General features: G+C 71.2%; 17 protein-coding genes. 8 read left to right on the forward strand and 9 right to left on the reverse strand.

Going from position 1 to position 18,763, the window contains the following annotated elements:
• Positions 1 to 221: 221 nt before the first annotated feature.
• Both TsocGM_RS24555 and TsocGM_RS24560 read left to right on the forward strand, forming a co-directional pair.
• Entirely contained in the window at positions 222 to 1,382 is a 1,161-nt protein-coding gene (locus TsocGM_RS24555; protein WP_126728108.1) for a DUF1559 domain-containing protein, read from the forward strand.
• A 92-nt stretch (positions 1,383 to 1,474) separates the two neighbouring features.
• Positions 1,475 to 1,966 carry a hypothetical protein gene (locus tag TsocGM_RS24560; protein WP_126728109.1) on the forward strand — a complete coding sequence of 164 codons (492 nt, stop codon included), beginning with the start codon at positions 1,475 to 1,477 and terminating at the stop codon, positions 1,964 to 1,966.
• Between the two features lie 24 nt (positions 1,967 to 1,990).
• Here the strand turns inward: TsocGM_RS24560 and TsocGM_RS24565 are convergent, their stop codons facing one another.
• Positions 1,991 to 3,001, reverse strand: coding sequence for a hydroxyacid dehydrogenase (locus TsocGM_RS24565; protein WP_126728110.1), 1,011 nt, complete (start codon positions 2,999 to 3,001; stop codon positions 1,991 to 1,993).
• A 195-nt stretch (positions 3,002 to 3,196) separates the two neighbouring features.
• Here TsocGM_RS24565 and TsocGM_RS24570 point away from each other — a divergent pair, with 195 nt between their 5' ends.
• From TsocGM_RS24570 to TsocGM_RS24580, 3 genes are all read left to right on the forward strand, one after another.
• A complete protein-coding gene (locus TsocGM_RS24570) occupies positions 3,197 to 4,126 on the forward strand; it encodes a rhomboid family intramembrane serine protease (RefSeq protein ID WP_126728111.1) in 930 nt (309 codons plus the stop codon).
• Complete coding sequence (locus TsocGM_RS24575; protein ID WP_126728112.1) at positions 4,123 to 5,364, forward strand: dolichyl-phosphate-mannose-protein mannosyltransferase; 1,242 nt, start codon at positions 4,123 to 4,125, stop codon at positions 5,362 to 5,364. The genes TsocGM_RS24570 and TsocGM_RS24575 overlap by 4 nt, the downstream gene beginning before the upstream one ends.
• A 264-nt stretch (positions 5,365 to 5,628) precedes the next feature.
• The gene (locus TsocGM_RS24580; RefSeq protein WP_126728113.1) at positions 5,629 to 7,230 is read left to right on the forward strand and encodes a serine/threonine protein kinase; all 1,602 of its coding nucleotides are present in this window, start codon (positions 5,629 to 5,631) and stop codon (positions 7,228 to 7,230) included.
• Between the two features lie 64 nt (positions 7,231 to 7,294).
• Here the strand turns inward: TsocGM_RS24580 and TsocGM_RS24585 are convergent, their stop codons facing one another.
• The 7 genes from TsocGM_RS24585 to TsocGM_RS24615 all read right to left on the reverse strand — a co-directional run bounded on the left by TsocGM_RS24585 (position 7,295) and on the right by TsocGM_RS24615 (position 15,884).
• A complete protein-coding gene (locus tag TsocGM_RS24585; RefSeq protein ID WP_126728114.1) occupies positions 7,295 to 8,203 on the reverse strand; it encodes a uracil-DNA glycosylase in 909 nt (302 codons plus the stop codon).
• Positions 8,204 to 8,258: 55 nt separating this feature from the next.
• Positions 8,259 to 9,626, reverse strand: a complete 1,368-nt coding sequence (locus TsocGM_RS24590; RefSeq protein ID WP_126728115.1) for an NAD(P)/FAD-dependent oxidoreductase — start codon at positions 9,624 to 9,626, stop codon at positions 8,259 to 8,261.
• 65 nt (positions 9,627 to 9,691) lie between these two features.
• A complete protein-coding gene (locus TsocGM_RS24595; protein WP_126728116.1) occupies positions 9,692 to 11,089 on the reverse strand; it encodes a HEAT repeat domain-containing protein in 1,398 nt (465 codons plus the stop codon).
• Positions 11,090 to 11,356: 267 nt separating this feature from the next.
• Positions 11,357 to 12,778 carry a metal ABC transporter permease gene (locus TsocGM_RS24600; RefSeq protein WP_158633751.1) on the reverse strand — a complete coding sequence of 474 codons (1,422 nt, stop codon included), beginning with the start codon at positions 12,776 to 12,778 and terminating at the stop codon, positions 11,357 to 11,359.
• A complete protein-coding gene (locus TsocGM_RS24605) occupies positions 12,775 to 14,052 on the reverse strand; it encodes a metal ABC transporter permease (RefSeq protein WP_126728118.1) in 1,278 nt (425 codons plus the stop codon). The genes TsocGM_RS24600 and TsocGM_RS24605 overlap by 4 nt, the downstream gene beginning before the upstream one ends.
• A 6-nt stretch (positions 14,053 to 14,058) precedes the next feature.
• Entirely contained in the window at positions 14,059 to 14,907 is an 849-nt protein-coding gene (locus tag TsocGM_RS24610; protein WP_126728119.1) for a metal ABC transporter ATP-binding protein, read from the reverse strand.
• Entirely contained in the window at positions 14,904 to 15,884 is a 981-nt protein-coding gene (locus TsocGM_RS24615; RefSeq protein ID WP_126728120.1) for a metal ABC transporter solute-binding protein, Zn/Mn family, read from the reverse strand. The genes TsocGM_RS24610 and TsocGM_RS24615 overlap by 4 nt, the downstream gene beginning before the upstream one ends.
• 157 nt (positions 15,885 to 16,041) lie before the next feature.
• On the opposite strand from TsocGM_RS24615, the gene TsocGM_RS24620 reads away from it, so the two are divergent.
• From TsocGM_RS24620 to TsocGM_RS24630, 3 genes are all read left to right on the forward strand, one after another.
• A complete protein-coding gene (locus tag TsocGM_RS24620; RefSeq protein ID WP_126728121.1) occupies positions 16,042 to 16,350 on the forward strand; it encodes a hypothetical protein in 309 nt (102 codons plus the stop codon).
• Between the two features lie 79 nt (positions 16,351 to 16,429).
• On the forward strand, positions 16,430 to 16,894 hold the full coding sequence (locus TsocGM_RS24625; protein ID WP_126728122.1) for a hypothetical protein: 465 nt from the start codon (positions 16,430 to 16,432) through the stop codon (positions 16,892 to 16,894).
• Positions 16,895 to 17,001: 107 nt separating this feature from the next.
• A complete protein-coding gene (locus TsocGM_RS24630) occupies positions 17,002 to 17,436 on the forward strand; it encodes a hypothetical protein (RefSeq protein ID WP_126728123.1) in 435 nt (144 codons plus the stop codon).
• A 152-nt stretch (positions 17,437 to 17,588) separates the two neighbouring features.
• Here the strand turns inward: TsocGM_RS24630 and TsocGM_RS24635 are convergent.
• Positions 17,589 to 18,763 (reverse strand): MlaD family protein (locus TsocGM_RS24635; RefSeq protein WP_233579174.1); only part of this gene is annotated, 1,175 nt, incomplete at its 5' end.

Genomic DNA, 18,763 nt, shown 5'->3' on the forward strand with positions numbered 1-18,763 from the left:
GAGCGTTGACGTACACGACGGGTCGCTGGGAGCAGTTCTGGGGCAGGCTCAGCCGGGAGGGATACCCGGTGGCGGCGTAAGCGAGTCCGGAGGGGCCGCGAACCACATCATTCGTCGGTCACACCCGCTCGGTCGACTCCGAGGTCGCACCGGATCGTCGGGCACTCCTCCCGCGGTCGAAGACGATCGCGGGCTGCCACCCCCGATTCGAGAGAACCCCCATGAGTCGAGGCCGCTCGTTCCGCGTCCGCCCCGGCTTCACGCTCATCGAGTTGCTGGTGGTGATCGCGATTCTCGGCGTGCTGATCGCCCTGTTACTCCCAGCGGTGCAGTCGGCCCGAGAGGCCGCTCGACGCGCCCAGTGCACGAACAACCTGAAGCAGTTCGGCCTGGCGCTGCACAATTACGAGTCGGTGCACGGGGTCTTCCCGCCGGGCCGGCTGGCTCCCGACGTGATCAACGTGGCCTCGGGACAGGTTCAGAACAACTACACCAGCTACTCCTCCGCGCTGGCCAACAGCCCGAACTGGATCGGCATCTTCTCGGTCCACTGCCACATCCTGAACTTCCTGGAGCAGACGGCCGCCTACAACGCGACCAACTTCTCGATCGCCAACATCGGCCAGTTGACGACCGGCGGCGGCACCACCATCATCCATCCCAACTTCACCGCCTACACGACCACCTTTGGCACGTTCATCTGTCCGAGCGATCCGGCCGATTCCGGAGGCGCCCGGGGAGAGAACAACTACCGAGTCAACTTCGGCGGCGACACGGTTTATGCCGGCGGCGGAACCCGGCCGGATAACACCCCGGGCACGGCCGATCTCGTCACCGGCGCCTTCACGATGGGAGAGGGCTTCGCGCTGGCTCGGTTCCGGGACGGCACGAGCAACACCGTGGTCGCGGCCGAGCGTTCCCGGGGAAGCGGCCTGCCGCTGACGGGCCTGGCCCCGCAACAGGTGCCGAAGATCGACAACCTGTTCGTCTCCACCCAGCCCGTGCCCATCAACCGAGACGCCGTGTTCCAGATCTGCCTGACCGGCATCGGCGCCGGCTCGGGCGGGTTCAACTCCAACGGCCGGTGGCTCTCCGGGACCGACTACTCCGACGGCTGGGCCTACGCCTGGTACGTGGCCACCCTGTACAACCACGTCGCCCCGCCCAACTGGCAGGGCTGGGACTGCGGCTTTGGCTCAAGCATCATGGATGTTCCCAGTGAGCATGCGATCATGTCGGCCCGGAGCTTCCACCCGGGGGGCGTCAATGCCCTGTTCGGCGACGGTTCGGTGAAGTTCGTCAAGGAGACCGTCGCCCTGCCGACCTGGAGGGCCCTGGGCACTCGGGCCGGCGGCGAGGTCATCAGCGCCGACCAGTACTGATCCCCACCGATGGTCCACCCGGAGCCCGATCGGGGCTCTCCCCGGCCGGGCCCGCTCCCGAACTGTCCCCGAGCCCTGCCGAGAGCCCCGAGATGGCCACCCCGTTTCACCCGCTCCGCTCAAACCGGAGTTCGCTCCGGCTCGTCGCCGTTCTGCTGGCCGCCATTCCGGCCGCGGCCGGTTGCCAGGGGTCCGGCGGCCCTCCGTCCCCCGGCTCGACCGGCCCCGCCCTCGGGCCCCACGGGGCCCCGACCCTCCCGCTGGGGGGCCTGGGGTTCGCCGAGGTCGTCGTCGAGCCGGTGGCGCCGAACCGCCCTCAGGTCGAGCTGGCGGTCTACCTGCTCGGACCCGACGGGAGTTCTCCCCTCTCGGCGACCCCGACTGAGGTCCGGGCCTCGGTCACGCACCCGGAGAGCCCCGGGCCGATTCCCGTCACCCTCTCGTCCCGGCCGGATCCCTCCTCCCCCGCCGGCGCTGGCCGGTATGCCTCAGAGCCCGGACGCTTCGATTACGACGAGCTGGCCGGCGAGGTCACGGTGGTGATCGACGGCCAGACTTATGTCAATTCGTTCTCCAGGCGCTGAGCCAGCCGGACGGCGCGCCCCCGGTCAACGCCCGGTCCCGAGCCGTCGCTCCCGGTGGGCGGCGACGGCCGCCGGGTCGTTGTACGGCCGCAGGGGGGGCTCGCCTCGGAGCACCCGGGCGACGTCCTCGGCGACCCAGGTCGCCATGTTCACGAGGCTTTCGACCGTCTGGGCGGCGCTGTGGGGGGTGAGCATGACGTCGAGGCGGCCGATGAGCGGGTGGTCGGCCGGGGGAGGCTCCTGGGCGAAGACGTCGGCCCCGTAGCCCCAGAGGCGGCCGGCATCGAGCGCCTCGGCCACCGCCTGCTCGTCGACGACCGGCCCTCGGCAGGTGTTGATGAGGATGGCGTCTGGCTTCATCAGGGAGAGGGCCCGGCGGTCGATCATCCCCCGGGTGCTGGCGTCGAGCGGCACGTGCAGGGTCACGTAGTCGGCCTCGCGCAGCGCCGTCTCGAAGTCGACCCGGGTGGCGTGGGCGGCGACCTCGGCCTCGGCGGGGATCGGCACGATGTCGTTGTAAAGCACCCGCATCCCGAAGGCGGCGTGGGCGATCTTGCCCACGACACGTCCCACGTTGCCGAAGCCGATGATGCCGATCGTCTTGCCCTTGATGTCCCGGCCCATCTGCTGGGTCCGGTCCATGAACCTCCCCTCGGCCAGGGCCTTCATCTGGAGGGGGAAGTGCTTGGACAGGCCGATCATGAACGCGAAGACGTGCTCGGCGACCGCCTCCTTGTTCGCTCCCGGGGTCGAGACGACGAGGATCCCCCGCTCGGTCGCCGCGGGCACGTCGACGTGGTCGACGCCGACGCCGTGGCGGCCGACGACCTTTAGCCCCGGCCCGGCGGCGTCGAGCAGGGTCGCGTCGATCGTCCCGTAGGTTCGGGTGACGATCGCGTCGGCCCCGGCGACCTCTCGGAGCAGCGTCTCTCGCTCCAGCGACGAGGCCATGACCACCTCGCCGGCCTGGTGGAGCAGGCGCATGCCGTCCTCGTGCATGTGGGTCATCATGAAGATGCGCGGGCGGTCGGGCATGGTGGTCCTTCGCTCGATCGGGGGCCTGCGGGGGGATTCGGGGGCGGTTCGACGACTCTACCATCTCCCCTCCCCCCGGGCCACGGATCGGCCTCCCCTGGGATGAACGTGCGCGCGCATCCGACTGGACCGGGAGGCCCAGTGCGGTAGGATGGGACGATCTGGAACCGGTTCCGAGTGCGAGGACGCCGCCCGATGCGACAGATCGGAACCCTGCCCGAAGAGCAGGCCCTCCGCTTCGCCGACTTCCTGCTGACCCGGGGGATCACCTCCCGAGTCGAGCAGACGAACAACGGCTGCGCCATCTGGATCCACCGGGAGGACCACCTCGACCGCGCCCGGGAGGAGCTCCGCGCGTTCCTCGAAGAGCCCGACGCCGCCCGATACGTCGAGGCCCGCCGAGAGGCTGAGGCCGTCCGCCGCCGCCAGCGCCAGGCCGACCGCGAGCACGCTCGAAAGACCATCCCCCTGCGCGACCGGTTCTCCCGCCCGGGAGGAAGGCTCGGCCCCCTGACCCGGGCCCTGCTGGCGGCCTGCCTCGTCGTCTTCCTGCTCAACTGGATCGGCCCCCCGATCGCCGGCCGTTCCCTCTACGGCTGGCTGTTCTTCACCGACTGGTTCGTCCGGGGAGGCAACGCCGGGCTCGGGCCGATCCTCGGCGGGCAGGTCTGGCGGCTCGTCTCGCCGATCTTCGTCCACTTCGGTCCGTGGCATCTGATCTTCAACCTGTACATGGTCTCTCAGCTGGGCTCGGCCATCGAGCGGCACCGGGGGACGGCGGAATTCGGCCTGCTGGTGCTCATCGCGGCCGTGGTGTCGAACTTCGCCCAGTTCGCCTTGCCCGACGTCTTCACCGCTCCTACGGCCCGGGTCGGCGACGGCCCGTTCGGCGGCATGTCGGGGGTGCTCTACGCCCTTTTCGGCTACGCCTGGATGCGAGGGCGGTACGACCCGGCCTCGGGCCTGGTCCTGCACCCGCAGACGGTCCTGCTGCTGATGATCTGGCTGGTCGTCTGCTTTTTCAACCTGCTCGGGCCGATCGCCAACACGGCGCACGTGGCCGGCCTGGTTGTCGGGATCGGCTTCTGCTTCGCCTCGATGGGGCGGGACGGGGTCTTCCGGTGATCGAGGCAGGGGGCCGGCGATTCCGGGCGATCGCCCTGGCGGTCGTGGTGCTCGGGCTGGCGGGTCGGGCGGCGGTGATGACGCCGCTGCTGCGATCTCCCCCCGGCGACCCGGACAATTACCTGATGCTCGCCTCCTCGCTGGCCGAGGGCCGCGGCCTCCGCTCCTTCGGCCGGCCGACGGCCTACCGGCCGCCGCTCTACCCGATCGCCCTCGCCCCCGGCGTCCTGCTGTTCGGCCCGACGCCAACCCCCTGGGTCGTCGCGCTGAACCTCGCCGCCGGCGGAGCGGCGATCGCCCTGACCGGCCTGGCCGCCCGGCGATGGGGCCTGCCGGGACGGTCAACGCTGCTGGCGATGCTTGTCGTCGCCCTGGACCCGGTGCTCGTCTCCCAGGCCCGAGGGGTGATGACCGAGTCGCTGGCCTCGGCGCTGGTGGCCGGGATGCTCGCCGCGTGCTCCCCCCGGCCGAGCCTGCGGTCGTCGGCCGCGTTGGGCACCGTCGGCGGCCTGGCCGCCCTCTGCCGCCCCAGCCTGCTGCCGGCCGCCGGGCTCATCGCCCTGGCCCTGCTGCTGCGCGGCCCGGGCCGGTGGCCGGACCGGCTCGGCCGCTCCTCGGTCATGCTCGCCGCCCTCGCCGCCACGCTCTCCCCCTGGGCGATCCGCAACGCCTTCGCCGTCGGAGCGCCGGTCTGGACCACGACCCACGGCGGTTACACGCTTTATTTGGCGAACAATCATGCTTACTACGACGATGTGCTGGACGGGGATCTTCCGGTCTGGACGGGAGCGAACCAGCGGAGGTGGTTTGCGGAGGTGACGCGGCTGGGGGAGGGCAAGAGCGAGCCGGAGTCGGATCGCCTCTTTCGGGAAAGGGCGCTGCGGGTGATGCGATCGCGTCCGGGGGACTTCGCGAGGGCGACGCTGGGGAGGCTTGGCCGGTTCTGGGCGATCGCGCCGTCGTCGGCGGTCTATCCCGGGCCGCTCCGGCTGGCGACGGCGGCCTGGACGGCGCCGCTCTGGGTCCTGCTGGGGGCGGGGCTGCTCCGGCCGTGGTCGCGGCGGTGGCCGGCGATCGCGGCGGTGGCGGTCGCGCTGGCCCTGACGATCGTGCATAGCCTGTACTGGACCGACCTTCGGATGCGTGCTCCGGCGGTTCCGGCGATCGCGCTGGTGGCCGCCGGGGCGGTTTCGGGGAGGCCCGCCGGGAGGAGTCACACCCCCGGGCTGGGATCGTAACCCTGGAGGGGGGTCCCTTCGGCGACGGCCGAGGGACCCAAGTTGAGCGATCGAGCGTTGCCGGGGGGGTCGCGCCGGTCGGGAGGGGCGGGGAGGTCGCCCCTTCCAGGACGGACGCACCCCCGGCGGAATTGGTTGCGGCGGCCGATCGGCTTGGTAGACTCGATCCCATCGGCCTCCGATCCTATCGTCCCGCGCCGATCCCTCGGCCCGATGGCCCGACGATCCCCGATTCCGATCCCCCTCCAGTCAGGATGGAGCGCGATGTCCGACTTCGACGCCGAGATGCTGCTCGAGCGGGCCACCCTGCTCGGCCTGATCTCCCGGGACCAGGCGAATGAAGCCCGCATGGACGCCCGGGACGGGACGGTGGAGGGGATCCGCAGCTCGTTAACCCGCAAGCAGTTCCTGACGAGCTGGCAGGTGGACAGACTGCTCAAGGGGGAGACGACCGGCTTTTTCTTCGGCGGCTACGAGGTGCTCTTCCACCTGGCCGAGGGGACCTTCGCCCGCGTCTACCGCGGCCGCAAGCAGGGCTCCGGCGAGCCGGTGGCGATCAAGGTGCTCCGCCAGCGGTTCACCCAGGATCCCGAGGCGGTCGAGCGCTTCAACCACGAGGCCGAGGCCGGCATGAAGCTGGTCCACCCCAACATCGTCCGGATCATCGACTACGGCGCGCAGGATCATCGGCACTACATGATCATGGAGTTCGTCGAGGGTTCCAACCTCCGCGACTTCCTCCGCTTCCGGCACCGCCTGGAGCCGCTGGAGGCCATGCCCCTGATGCTCGGCCTGGCCCGGGGGCTGCAACACTCGTTGAGCAAGGGCATTACCCACCGCGATCTGAAGCCGACGAACATCCTGATCTCCTCCAGCGGCCAGGCCAAGCTCGTCGACTTCGGCCTGGCGACCATCGAGGGGGACGAGCGCAAGATGGCCCAGGCCCACGGCCAGCGCACCGTCGACTACTCGGCCCTGGAGCGCACCTGCGGCAGCCAGAAGGGCGACCCCCGCTCCGACATCTACTTCCTCGGCTGCGTCTACTACCAGATGCTCACCGGCCGGCTGCCGCTGCCCGAGGTCGAGGCCGACGACATGCTGGCCAAGATGCTCAAGCGCAGCTTCGGCGCCATCAAGCCCATCAGCGAGATGGACCACGCACCCGACCCGGAGCTCTGCCGCATCATCGAGACGATGATGCGGATCGACCTCTCCAAGCGCTACCAGAACATGAACGACGTCGTCCGAGACCTGGAGGCCCACTACCTGGAGATGACCGGCCAGGCCGCCCCCAAGGAGGAGGTCGCCGAGAAGGAAGAGTTCGACATCGAACGCCTGTTCATGAAACGCCGCTTCGAGGAGGCCGTCGCCGAGGCCCAGGCCGCCGAGGTCCAGGCCAGCCAGGACGACGACGGCGAGTTCGAGATCGGGACCGCCGACCGAGCCACCAGCGAGGCGGTTCCCTTCGAGGTCCCCGCCTTCCGCCAGCGCCGAGTGCTCTGCGTCGAGGCCCAGGACCAGATCCGGGACGCCTTCCGCAAGACCCTCTCCCGCATGGGCTACCGCGTCCTGATCGTCGGCGACGCCGAGCTGGCCGCCGACCGCTACCGCGAGGACCCCGTCGACGCCGTCGTCTTCGATATCGACGGCCTGGGGAGCAACGCCATCGAGTCCTTCATCGACATGTACGAGACGGCCCACGAGGACGGCCGAGAGCTGCACGCCCTTGTCCTGCTCGGCCCCCGCCAGGGCGCCCTCGCCTCCCAATTGCCCAGGGACGACCGCCTCGTCGTCCTCACCAAGCCCGTCAAGATGAAGCAGGTCCAGGACGCCCTCTCCCAGCTCGCCCCCGCCCAGGCCGGCTGAGCCCGGCCTGGGGACGGACCCGGCGCCCGGTGCGGGGCGATCGGTCGTTCTCCGCCCTCCCCCCTCAGCCCTCCTGCTTCCCCTTGCCCGGCAGCGGGATCCCCATTGCCTTCATCAGCATTTGCAAGTCCGCCCAGGTTTCCTTCTTCGCCGCTGGGTTCCGCAGCAGGTACGCCGGGTGCCAGGTGGCGATGGTGGGGATTCCCTTGTAGCGCTGCCACTTGCCCCGCAGCCGTCCCATCGGCATCGAGGTGTTCAGCAGCGCCTGGGAGGCCGGCTTGCCGAGCACGCAGAGGAACTCGGGGCGGACGATTGCGATCTGCCGTTCGAGGTAGCCGATGCAGTTGCGGACCTCCTCCGGCTGGGGGTCTCGGTTGCCGGGGGGCCGGCACTTGACGATGTTGGCAATGAACACGTCTTCACGCCGAAGGCCCATGCCTTTGGTGATCATGTCGTCGAGCAGTTGGCCCGCTCGGCCGACGAACGGGCGGCCGGTCTCGTCCTCGGTCTGGCCGGGTCCCTCGCCGACGAACATCAAGCGGGCCGTCGCGCTCCCCTCGCCGGGCACGGTGTTCGTTCGGTGAGCCGCCAACACCTCGCACCGGGAGCAGCCGGCGATCTCCTGGGCGATGACCCGAAGCGCCTCCTCGCGTTGCTCCGGAGGCACGACCGGCTCGGCGATCCCCGCCTCGTCGAAGAGGGAGCCCACCGTGGGCGGCGTTGATGGGGCCGGCGCCGGGGGGCTCGACGGCCTTCGGCGAGGGGCAGGGGGGGGAGCCGGATCGGGACCGGGACGGTCCTCGGCCGGCGGAGGAGGGGGCGTCACCGGCTCGGCGGCGGGGGAGGCGCTGGCGGGAGGACGCTCGGCGAACTCCGGGATCGGGCCGATCGCGATCCGGTCCAGTCCGGCCCGGGAGAGCCCTTCGAGCCGCTGTCGGATCTGTCGGGAGAGCAGCAGGGGGTCGGCGTCCATGTCGGTGTCCGTTCCGATCGTCGGGAAGGATGGGGGGGGAGGCGATCTGCCGGGATCACGACCGGGCCCCGCCGGGCCCCGGCTCCCCCGAGGGCTCGGGATCGGGAGGGGCCTCCGATCCAGGACGGGTCCGGGTCAGTTCGCACCAGGTCGAGGTGATGAGCCGGGCTCCTCGGTCGTAGGTGAAGTAGGAATAGGCCCACTGAATCATCACCAGCAGCCGATTGCGGAAGCCGACCAGGAAGAAGATGTGCACGAACAGCCAGAGCAGCCATGCCGGCAGGCCCGAGATTCTCAGGCCGCGCAGGTCGGCCACCGCCGAGGCCCGGCCGATCGTCGCGAGCATTCCCTTGTCGACGTACTGGAACGGCTCGAGCGGCCTCCCCCGGATCGCCCTCAGGATGTTCCGGGCCGCCGACCGGCCCGCCTGCATCGCCGCCGGGGCGACGCCCGGCACCGGCTGATCCTGCTGGAAGGTGACGGCCATCAGGTCGCCGACCACGAAGACCTCCGGGTGCCCCGGAATCGTCAGGTCGGGCTCCACCTTGACCCGCCCGGCCCGGTCCCTCGGTGCGCCGAGGCTCTCCGCCAGCGGAGAGGCGGCCACTCCCGCGGCCCAGATCACCGTGCTCGCCTCGATCCGATCGTCGCCGACGCTCACCCCCGTCTCATCGATCGCCGTCGCCAGGCTCTTCAGCCGGACCTCGACCCCCAACGCCTCGAGCTGCCGCTTCGCCGCATCGGACAGGTCCTCCGGGAAGGCGGGCAACACCCGAGGGCCTCCTTCCAGCAGGATCACCCGGGCCTGAGTCGGGTCGATTTGCCGGAAGTCTCGGGCGAGCGTTTTCCGGGACACCTCGGCCAGCGTCCCGGCCAGCTCCACCCCCGTCGGCCCGGCTCCGATGATCACGAACGTCAGGAAGGCCCGGCGCCGGGCCTCGTCCGGCTCTCGCTCGGCGATCTCGAAGGCCGAGAGCACCCTCCTGCGGATCTCCAGCGCGTCCTCGATGCGTTTCAACCCCGGGGCGAACCGTTCCCACTCGTCGTGGCCGAAGTACGAGTGCGTGGCCCCGGCGGCGACGATCAGGTAGTCATACGGGACCTCCGCCCCCTCCAGCCAGACGACCCGGCGGCCGACGTCGATCGCGCGAACCTCCCCCATCAACACCCGCACGTTCCTCGACCGCCGGACGATCCGACGAATCGGCGAGGCGATGTCCGCCGGGTTCAACGCCGCGGTCGCCACCTGATAGAGCAGGGGCTGGAACAGGTGGTGGTTCGTGCGGTCGATCACCGTCACGTCCACGTCCCGGCGGCCCAGCACCTTGATCGCCGCCAGGCCCGCGAAGCCGGCGCCGATGATGACAACCCGGGGACGGGGACGGGACGAACTCCGGTCGCGATCGGTCGAGGAGGTGTCCATGCCTCCAGTGTAAGCCGTCGTCTCCCCTCGGTTAAGGGAAACGACGGGCCGGGGCCGGGGACGGATCAGGGCTGGGGCACGCGGCGTTCCGGCTGATCCTCGGGGGCCGGCGCGCGGAACTCGTTGCGGAGCCAGCGGTTCCAGATCGCCTCGTCGTAGCCGAAGTTCTTCCCGGTCAGCCGTTCGAGGGCCGAGAGGACCTCGACGTTCCGGTGCTGGTAGGTCCGCACCACCGGCGTCGGCACGGCAGGAGAGGCGACGGCCGCCCCCGAGCCGTAGGAGAACCCGGACAGGGCCGCCCCGGTGTACTGAGACAGCGGCACCGCCTGGACCCCGAAGGCGATCGCCCCCGGCGCCACCGCGGGCCCGGTGAGCACGGGGATCGACGGCTGGGTCCCGAAGCCGAAGCCGGGACCGACCGTGCTCCCGAAGCGGGCCGAGAAGCCTCCCGACGGCTCTCCCGGGACGAGGACCATCTCCATCCGACGCTGGGTCGTCACCAGCCTCGGGATCAGCTTCGGCACCGCCTCCAGGGCTCCCAGGCCCGCCAGGGCCCAGGCGGCCCGGCCGACGTGCTCCGGATCGCGGTGGTCAAGCTCCCGGATCAGGCGGGGGACGACCTCCGGATCCTGGCGACGGGCCAGCACGTTGAGCGTCGCCAGGCGGATCTGGGCGTCCTCCTCCCGTACGACCCGGTGGACCAGGCCCTTCGCTGCGATCGGATCCGGGATCGCTCCCAGCACCTCGGCCAGCAGCAGGCGCAGCTCCGGCCCCTCGTGGCCGAGCCGGTTGACCAGCGGCACCACCGCCTCGGGATCGGCGATCGCGCGGAGCTGCGCCGCCGCCTCGGTTCGCTCGGCGGGAGCCCCCTCGTTCAGCTTTCGGATCAGGATGTCGATGCGCCTCGCCCAGCCCTCCTGCGCCTGGGAGAGCCGGGCCATCTGGTCGAGCCGCTCCTTCTCCTCGGGAGTGACCCAGCGGCCCTCGTGCTTGACGAGCCCGAGTTGCTCCCGCCGCTCGTCGGACGTTACCCACCGGCCGTCGAAGAAGACGCGGCCGAGCTTCTCCTGCGAGGGGCCGTGGTTCTCGTCCAGCTCGACCGCCTTGCGGAAGTGCAGGTCCGCCGGGCCGGTCAGGCCGAGCTCCTCGCACCAGAGCCCCAGGGCGTGGTGCGCCTCGGCCGTCGCCGAGACACCGTCCCGCCGCCGGAGGTACTCGTCGAGCGCCGTGTCCTCGACGGCCGCCACGGTGATCTGCTCGCTCCGGAAGACGAAGGGCCTCGGGTTGGTCGCCGTGTAGACCTCGACCTGATCCGACCCCTCGATCGGCACCACCTCTCCTCGGAGCGTCCCTCCCCCCCGCACCTTCAGCTCATCCGCCCCCGAGGGGCCCGCCAGCGCCGCGACGACCGCCCCGGCGACCGCCGCCGCCCCGAACCGTCCGATCCCCCGGTCGCTTGGCATCGCTCCCCTCCTTCTCGGCTGTGGCTGCGGCTGCGGCTGCGGCTGCGGTTGCGGACCCTCGTCGGGAAGAACACCCCTCGATTTCCTTCGATTCTAGACATCGACACGGGACCGGGACAATCCGATCAACCCGATTGGAAGGATGATCTGTTCTGGCGATTGGCGGGATCTGGGGTGATCGTGCGGGCTGGGCGGTCAGGGGAGCGGCCGCTCCCGGTCGGCCAGCTCGGAGCCGACACCCGGCATCCCCGGATCGGCCAGGACCGATCAGCCGTTCCCGGTCCCCTCCGGGGGGATCGCCCGGCCGTGAGGGTCGGCGTCGGGCCGGTCCAGCTCGGCCGACAGCTCGGCGCGGAGGGCGGGGCCGATGAAGTGCTCGATCCGCTCGGCGGGGTCGTGCAGGTGGTCGGGGGGCAGGTCGAAGTGGGTGCTGAGGTAGCTCTCCCAGAGTCGGTGCGATCGCACGAGTTCTCGGGCCTCGTCTCGGCCGGGGCCGGTGAGGGCCACCGAGTCGACCTCGTCGGCTCGGATGAAGTCCCGGGCCCGGAGTTGCCGCAGGGCGATGGCGCCGACGAGCCGGCCCGCGGCCGAGGAGGCCCAGCCCCGGGCCGAGCCCGACGCCACGGGACGGGAGGGGGACTCCTCCTCGGCCCGGAAAAGCCGGGCGAGGACGTCTTCTCGGGCGATCCGAAGCGACAGCGCCAGCCGGTGCCAGGCCCGGCCGAGCAGACCGTGTCTCGGCGATCCCACGACGGCCGAGGCGAACAGCCCTCCCGACACCACCGCCATCATCCCGGCCACGCTCGTGTTCCAGAGCACGGCGAGGCGGTAGCCCACCGCCGCCGACAGCACCGCCACGGCGGAGGCCACCAGCAGCATCCTCGGGAGGCGGTCGGTCAGCAGGTGGGCCGTCGCCGCCGGCACGATGAGCATGGCCACGACGAGGATCGAGCCCACCGCCTCGAAGGCCGCCACCGTCACCCCGGCAACCATCGCCATCAGGGCATAATGCACCACCGTCGCGCTGATGCCCACGGCCGTCGCCAGGGCCGGGTCGAACGAGACGAGCGACAGCTCCTTCCACAGCAGCGTCACGAAGCCGATCGTCAGCGCCAGGGCGAAGGCCATCGCCCCGAACGATCGCGGCACCTCCAGCCCGAACACCGGCCGGGAGTCGATTGCCGCCAGCTCGATCAGGCCGTAGAGGACGCATCCCGGATCCAGGTCCACGTCCCGGGCCGCGTTGGTGATCACCAGCACGCCGACCGCGAAGAGCGACGTGAACACGACGCCCATGCTCGCGTCCTCCGGCACTCTCCCCAGGTTGCTCAACAGTTGCGTGAGCAAGGCGGTGAGCATGCCCACCGCCATCGCCCCGAGAATGATCGCCGGGCCGATCAGCGCTCCGCTGAGCAGGAAGCCGACGGCGATTCCGGGCAGGACCGCGTGGCTGATCGCGTCTCCCAGCAGGCTCATCCGACGCAGCACGAGGTAGCAGCCGAGCAGGGCGCAGGGCACGCTCGAAGCGATTCCCAGCGCGATGGTCCAGCGGCCGATCTCGTCGCTGGCCGCCAGCGCCCAGGCCGTCGGCGCCGAGACCGCTCCGACGGCCAGTCCGATCCGCCACGCCGGCAGGCCCGGCCTCGGGCCTGGGGAGGGCCGCGGTGCAGGGTTGCGTTCCGGGTTCATGACGACCGCCCTCCGGTCCCGTCCTCGGGCCATTGGCCCGACTTCCGGAGGGCCTCCTCCAGCTCCCGCACCACGTCCGGCGGGAGTACCTCGGCCACCGACTCCCGAGACAGATCCGCCATGGCCGACGCCTGCTCCGGGTACTCGATCAGGAACCGCTCCCAGAGCCGATAGCCCCGGGCGACCGCCCTGGCCCGCTCCATTCCGGTGTCCGAGAGCACGATCGGCCCCCCGGGCCCCGACGGCTCGACGACGTCCCCCCGGGCGATCAGCCGATCGAGGGCCTTCGCCAGCCTCCTCGGGGGCCCGGACGGCCCTTGGAGGATCGCCGAGCGGTCGATCGGCCGGAGGGCAGGCCGATCCGCCTCGGCCCGGTCGAACAGGAGCCGAAGCAGCTTCCGCTCCTGCAACTCCCTGCGGAACCGCCAGGCCGAGAGGGCCCGGCCGAGCACCCCTCGCCTCGGCGCCGACAGCACCGAGACCAGGAACACACCCGAGCCCACCAGCACGATGATCGGCCCGGCCGGCATCCCCGCGGAGTGGGCGCTGATCGCCGTGCCCGCCAGTCCCGTCACGAGTCCGAACGCCGAGGCCAGCGCCAGCATCGGCCCCAGCCGATCCGTCCAGAACCGAGCCGCCGCCCCGGGCAGGATCAGCAGGGCCGCCATCAGCACCACGCCCACCATCGGCAGCCCGAAGACGACGGCCAGCGCGATGAGCCCCATCAGCATCAGGTCCAGCCAGAAGACCGGCCAGCCTTGCACCCGTGCGAACCCCGGATCGAACACCGTCAGCTTGAATTCCTTGTACGCCAGCGCGATCAGGACGAGGCTCACCGCCGAGACGCCGCCGATCAGCAGCACGTCCTGCCGGATGATCCCCGCCGTCTTCCCTAGGATGTACGAGTCCAGGCCCGCCTTGTTCCCGAGCCCCGGCGCGTTCTGGATGACCCGGCTGAGGACGATCCCCGCGCCGAAGAAGACGCTCAGCACGATGCCGATCGCCGCGTCCTCCTTCACCCGGGTCGCCCTGATCAGGCCCGAGATCACCGCCACCCCCGCCACCCCCGACAGCAGCGCCCCCGCCAGCATCGCCGGCAGGCTCCGCTGCCCGACGGCCAGGAAGGCCAGGCAGAGCCCCGGCAGCGCCGCGTGCGCCAGCGCATCTCCCGTCAGCGACCGCCTGCGCAGCACCGCGTAGCTGCCCACCAGCCCGGCGTTCGCCCCGAGCAGGCCGGTGCCGAGCAGGACGATCAGGGTGTTGTATGTGAGCATCTCGACCTATTCGCTCCGCTCCCGAGCCCGCACCGCCTCGCCGGCCGCCTCCAGGATCGCCAGTCGGCCGCCGTAGGCCTTGCGGAGGTTCTCCGGCGAGAAGGTGGTGGCGGTCGGCCCGTGGGCGATGAGCCTCATGTTCAGGAGGATCGTGTAATCGAAATATTCGGGGACGGTGCGCAGGTCGTGGTGCACGACGAAGACCGTCTTCCCCGAGGTCTTCAGGTCGCGCAGCAAGGCGAAGATGGCGGCCTCGGTCGCGGCGTCGACGCCGGCCATCGGCTCGTCCATGAAGTAGACCTCGGCCCGCTGCGCCAGCGCCCGGGCGAGGAAGGTCCGCTGCTGCTGCCCTCCCGAGAGCTGGCCGATCTGGCGGTCGGCCAGGTGCGCCATGCCGACGCGCTCGAGGCATTCCATCGACCACGATCGCTCCGCCCGGCCCGGCCTGCGGAACCAGCCGAGCCGTCCGTAGGTGCCCATCAGCACCACGTCGAGCACCGTGACCGGGAAGTCCCAGTCCACGCTCTCCCGCTGCGGCACGTAGCCGATCAGCCGTCGCTGCGCGCCGACCGGCTTGCCGAAGACACGCACCGAGCCGCTGGCCTTCGGCACCAGGCCGAGGATCGCCTTGATCAGCGTGCTCTTGCCCGCGCCGTTCGGGCCGACGATCCCCGCCAGGCACGGGCGGTCGATCGTCAGGTCCACGTCCCAGAGGACCGGCTTGCGGTGGTAGGCCACGGTCACGTCATGCACGTCGAGCACCGGGGAGGAGGGGGGTCCGGCGGGCCGGTCGGGGGCGCCGTCCTTGGCCTTGGCCTCGGCCTCGGTGCGATCCAGGGAGGCACTGGTGGTCATTTCAAAGCCTCGACGATCGTCGCCACGTTGTGCCGGACCATGCCCGGGTAGGTCCCCTCGGGGGTGCCGGGGTCCCCCATCGCGTCGGAGTAGAGCTGGCCTCCGATCCGGATCGCATGCCCTCGGGCCGCGCAGCCCTCGACCAGCGCCCGGACGTTCCGGTCGCTGACGCTCGACTCGACGAACACCGCCGGGATCCGGCGGTCGACCAGCAGGTCGACCAGCTCGTTGACCTCGCGCACTCCCGCTTCGCTCTCGGTGCTGATCCCCTGAATGCCTCGGACCTCGATGCCGTAGGCGCGGCCGAAGTAGCCGAAGGCGTCGTGCGCCGTCACCAGCACGCGGCGGTCCTCGGGGATCTCGGCGATCCGCTCGCGGACCTCGGCGTCCAGCGCCAGCAGCTCGGCCCGGTAGCGGTCGGCGTTCTCCATGTAGGCGTCGGCGTGGCCCGGGTCGAAGATCGACAGCGCCTCTCGGGCGGCCGCGACGACCTCGGCCCAGAGGGCCACGTCGAACCAGACGTGCGGGTCGACCTGGCCGCCGCTGGTGTCGATCAGCCGGGTCGGCTCGATCGCCTCGGCCACGGCGACCGAGGGCTTGCTCCGGCCCATCCGCTCGAGCACCTCCCCCATCTTCCCCTCCAGGTGCAGCCCCGAGGAGAAGACCGCGTCGGCCCTCGACAGCGTCGAGATATCCCCCGGCGACGGCTTGTACAGGTGTGGATCCACCCCCGCTCCCATCAGGGTCGACACCCGAACCCGGTCCCCTCCCACCCGGGCGACCACCTCGCCGACCATGCCCGTCGTGCAGACCACCTCGATCGGACCGTTCCCGGTGTACGTCCCCACCCGGAGGCCGGTCTGATCCCCTCCGCCGCCACAGCCCGAAGCCGTCGCGACCATCGCCAGCAGCACGACCCGCGCCGCCCCCCCCGCGATCCGAGCCCGCCGGCCGCGCCGGACGGCTCCGCATGCCATACTTTTTCCGGTTCCCTGCCCGTTCTGGTCCCGCTCCACGGTGGTCAGCCTCTTCGCAATGGCTTCGATCCGTATCTTCGCACTGTACGACGCGGCGCCGGGTGACGCAATCCCCTTTTTTGGCCTTCCAAAATTCCCGGATCGGGCGGAGGTCGAGATGCCGAGGAGGATCCGGGCGGCTGCGCGGCTGGGGGCGGTCCTGGTCCCTCCGGCGACGGCGGGGGAGGGATCGCCGCGCTGGCGGCTTCGGTTCCCGCCGGGCCTTCACCCGGCTCCGGCCGCCGATGCCGGGCCGGATCGGCCCTTCCGGTCGCGCTTCGGCCGGGAACATCGTCCCTTCGGGACGGTCCACCTCGGCCTGGAGAGCGGCATCGGCTCCGGCTCTCCCACGCTCGACCGGGTGGGAGGGGGAATGCCCTTGCTGTTCGACGTCCGTCCCCATCGGCTCGCCGATCGCGGGAGGTGATCGAGTTCGGTCGGCCTCCGAGCCGGATCGGGGCCGGGGGGCCCCGAGTCGAGGCGAGGAGGGGAGAGCGGAGGAATTGATGATGAACCGACGAGTCAGGATGGTGCTCGCCCTGCTGGTTTCCTCCTCGGCGGCGGTCCCGGCCGTCGCGCAGTCGTGGTCGGCAGCCGACGCGAGGCGGACGCACAATTTCGTCGAGTACGGCGTGCCCGACGTCGGCGACGTTCCGAACGCCTATTACGTCAATGCGACCGCCGCCTTGCCTCCCAACGTCTACGCCCGACGCGCCACCCCCGGAGGCCTGATCGAGACGGCGGCCCGGCGCCTCAACCCCTTCGCCGCCCCCAGCAGGGCCGGCGGCATTACGTTCGCCCCGGCACCCTACCGCCAGCCGCTCCCGGCCTCGGCGTACCGGGTGATGCGGCCGGTCTCCGGCCCGACGGGGTATCGTTCTGAGGAGTCCCATGCGGGCCGATCGGTTGTCTCCCCGGCGCCCTCGGGAGCCCGCATCCCGGGAGTGAATTGCCCGACCTGCCCGCGCTGACACCAGGCCTTGAGCGGGTGGCCCCCTTCGATCCCGGGGGAGGCCGCCCTCCGCTCGTCCCTCTGCCTCGATCGACCCCGCACCCCGAACTCGGGAGCCTCACCGTGATGCTGCGTCGCCGGATCCTCCCCGTCGCGGTCGCCCTGGCCCTGCTCCTGGCGATCGCCCCCCGCCCCTCCGCCGCGAGGCAGGCCGAGGCCGCCCCCGCCCCCCTCGCCGGGTCGGCGCCGATCTACGATCCTCCTGGTTTTTACGGCATGGCCTGGGGGGTGCCCAGCTCCGGCGTCCCCCGCGTGACCTCCAACTTCGCCTCCCCCTTCGGCGGGGTCGGCTACGGTTACGGCTTTGATCCCTACCGCCTGCTCCCCGGCCCCTTCGGCACCTCCCTCTGGCGCCCCGGCTTCATCGAGCCCGGCTACTTCGACGCCCCGGGCGCCTACAGCACCTTCCCGGTCCCCCGGGGCGGCGTGATCCCTTCTCCCGGCGTTCCGGTCGGCTTCTACGCGCCGGTCCTGGGCCCGCCGATGTTCGACCGGCCGTGACGGCGGCCGGCATGAGGCGTCGGATGGCGAGAGCGTCCTGGGAGGAGAAGGCGTGATCCCCTTGGGGGCCTCCTGTCGGGCTGGGGAAGCGGGGGTCGGTCGACCCGACCCGAGCCTCCTCGGCCCCTCCTGGAGCGACCTGCCGATCGGGTTCACACCTGAGGGGTGAACAGGATGATCTCCACCCTCCGTTCCGGCCCGATGCCCTGGGGCTCGACCGAGGGAACCCGGGGCCGATGGCGCCCGAAGCCGACGGCGGCGACGGTGCGGGAGCGGAACCAGCCGGCCGAGTCGATCCGGTGGGAGCCGACCAGGTAGGAGCGCACCGCCTCGGCCTGCTGCTGGGTGAGGCGCTCGGCGAGCTGGGCGTCGAGCGAGTCGTCGGAATACGCGGCGACCACCACCTCGGTCCTCGTGCTCAGGTGCTCCTTGGCCCAGCGGGCGACCTCGTCCAGCCGGCCCCGGCCGGCCTCGGTGAGCACGGCTCGGCCGGGCTCGAACAGGTCGGTTTCGGCCAGCATCAGGGCGTGTCGGGTCGCTTCCGGGCGGTAGAGAGCCAGCTCTCGGTCGTCGTAGCCGCGGCGGGAGAAGTACCGGGAGATCGGCCAGGTGTTCTTCAATGCGTTCAGGTTGTCCTGGAGGTCGGTCAAGGTCCGCTCGCCGCGGTCGGTGAGCGAGACGAGCCGGTCGACCGGCTCGTCGTCGGTGAGCAGTCGGCCGATGGTCCCCTCGCCTCCCCGGATCGCCGAGGCGATCGCATTGATCTCCGAGAGCCCGCGCTCGGCGGCCTCGGCGGCGGCGTCGATGCGATCGAGGGCCTCGGTGGCCTCCCGCATCAGGTCGGCCAGCTCGACCGGCGGCTCGCTGGTCACGAGCCCCCCGTCGGGGAGCACCTCGGCGTCGGGGCTGCCGGGAGAAAGCTCCACGACCTTCGCGCCGACGACCCCCTGCGAGACGATCCGAGCCCGGGCGTCGGTGCGGATCAGCGGCCGAAGCCTTGCGTCGATCCGAAGGACCAGCGACACCGGCCCTCCCGGCTCCCCGGGAGGCTCGATCGACTCGACCACTCCGGCATCGACCCCCTGCACAAACACCCGCCCTCCCGGCTCCAGGCCGCCGACCGTCTCGAACTCGGCCCGGAGCCGGTAGGTTTCCTGCACCTGCCAGTTCTTCCCCGCGACCTGCACCGCCCCGAACCCGGCCATCCCCAGGATCCCCAGGCAAGCGATCCCGTTGGCCAGGGCCCGCAGCGGTCCGATCTCTCGCCTCATCAGGGTGTCCTCCTCGAAGCACCAGCCAATCCGGCCGTCCCCCCCCCCCCCCCCCC

Origin of the sequence: Tautonia sociabilis (assembly GCF_003977685.1) — a bacterium.
GTDB classification, from domain to species: Bacteria; Planctomycetota; Planctomycetia; order Isosphaerales; family Isosphaeraceae; genus Tautonia; species Tautonia sociabilis.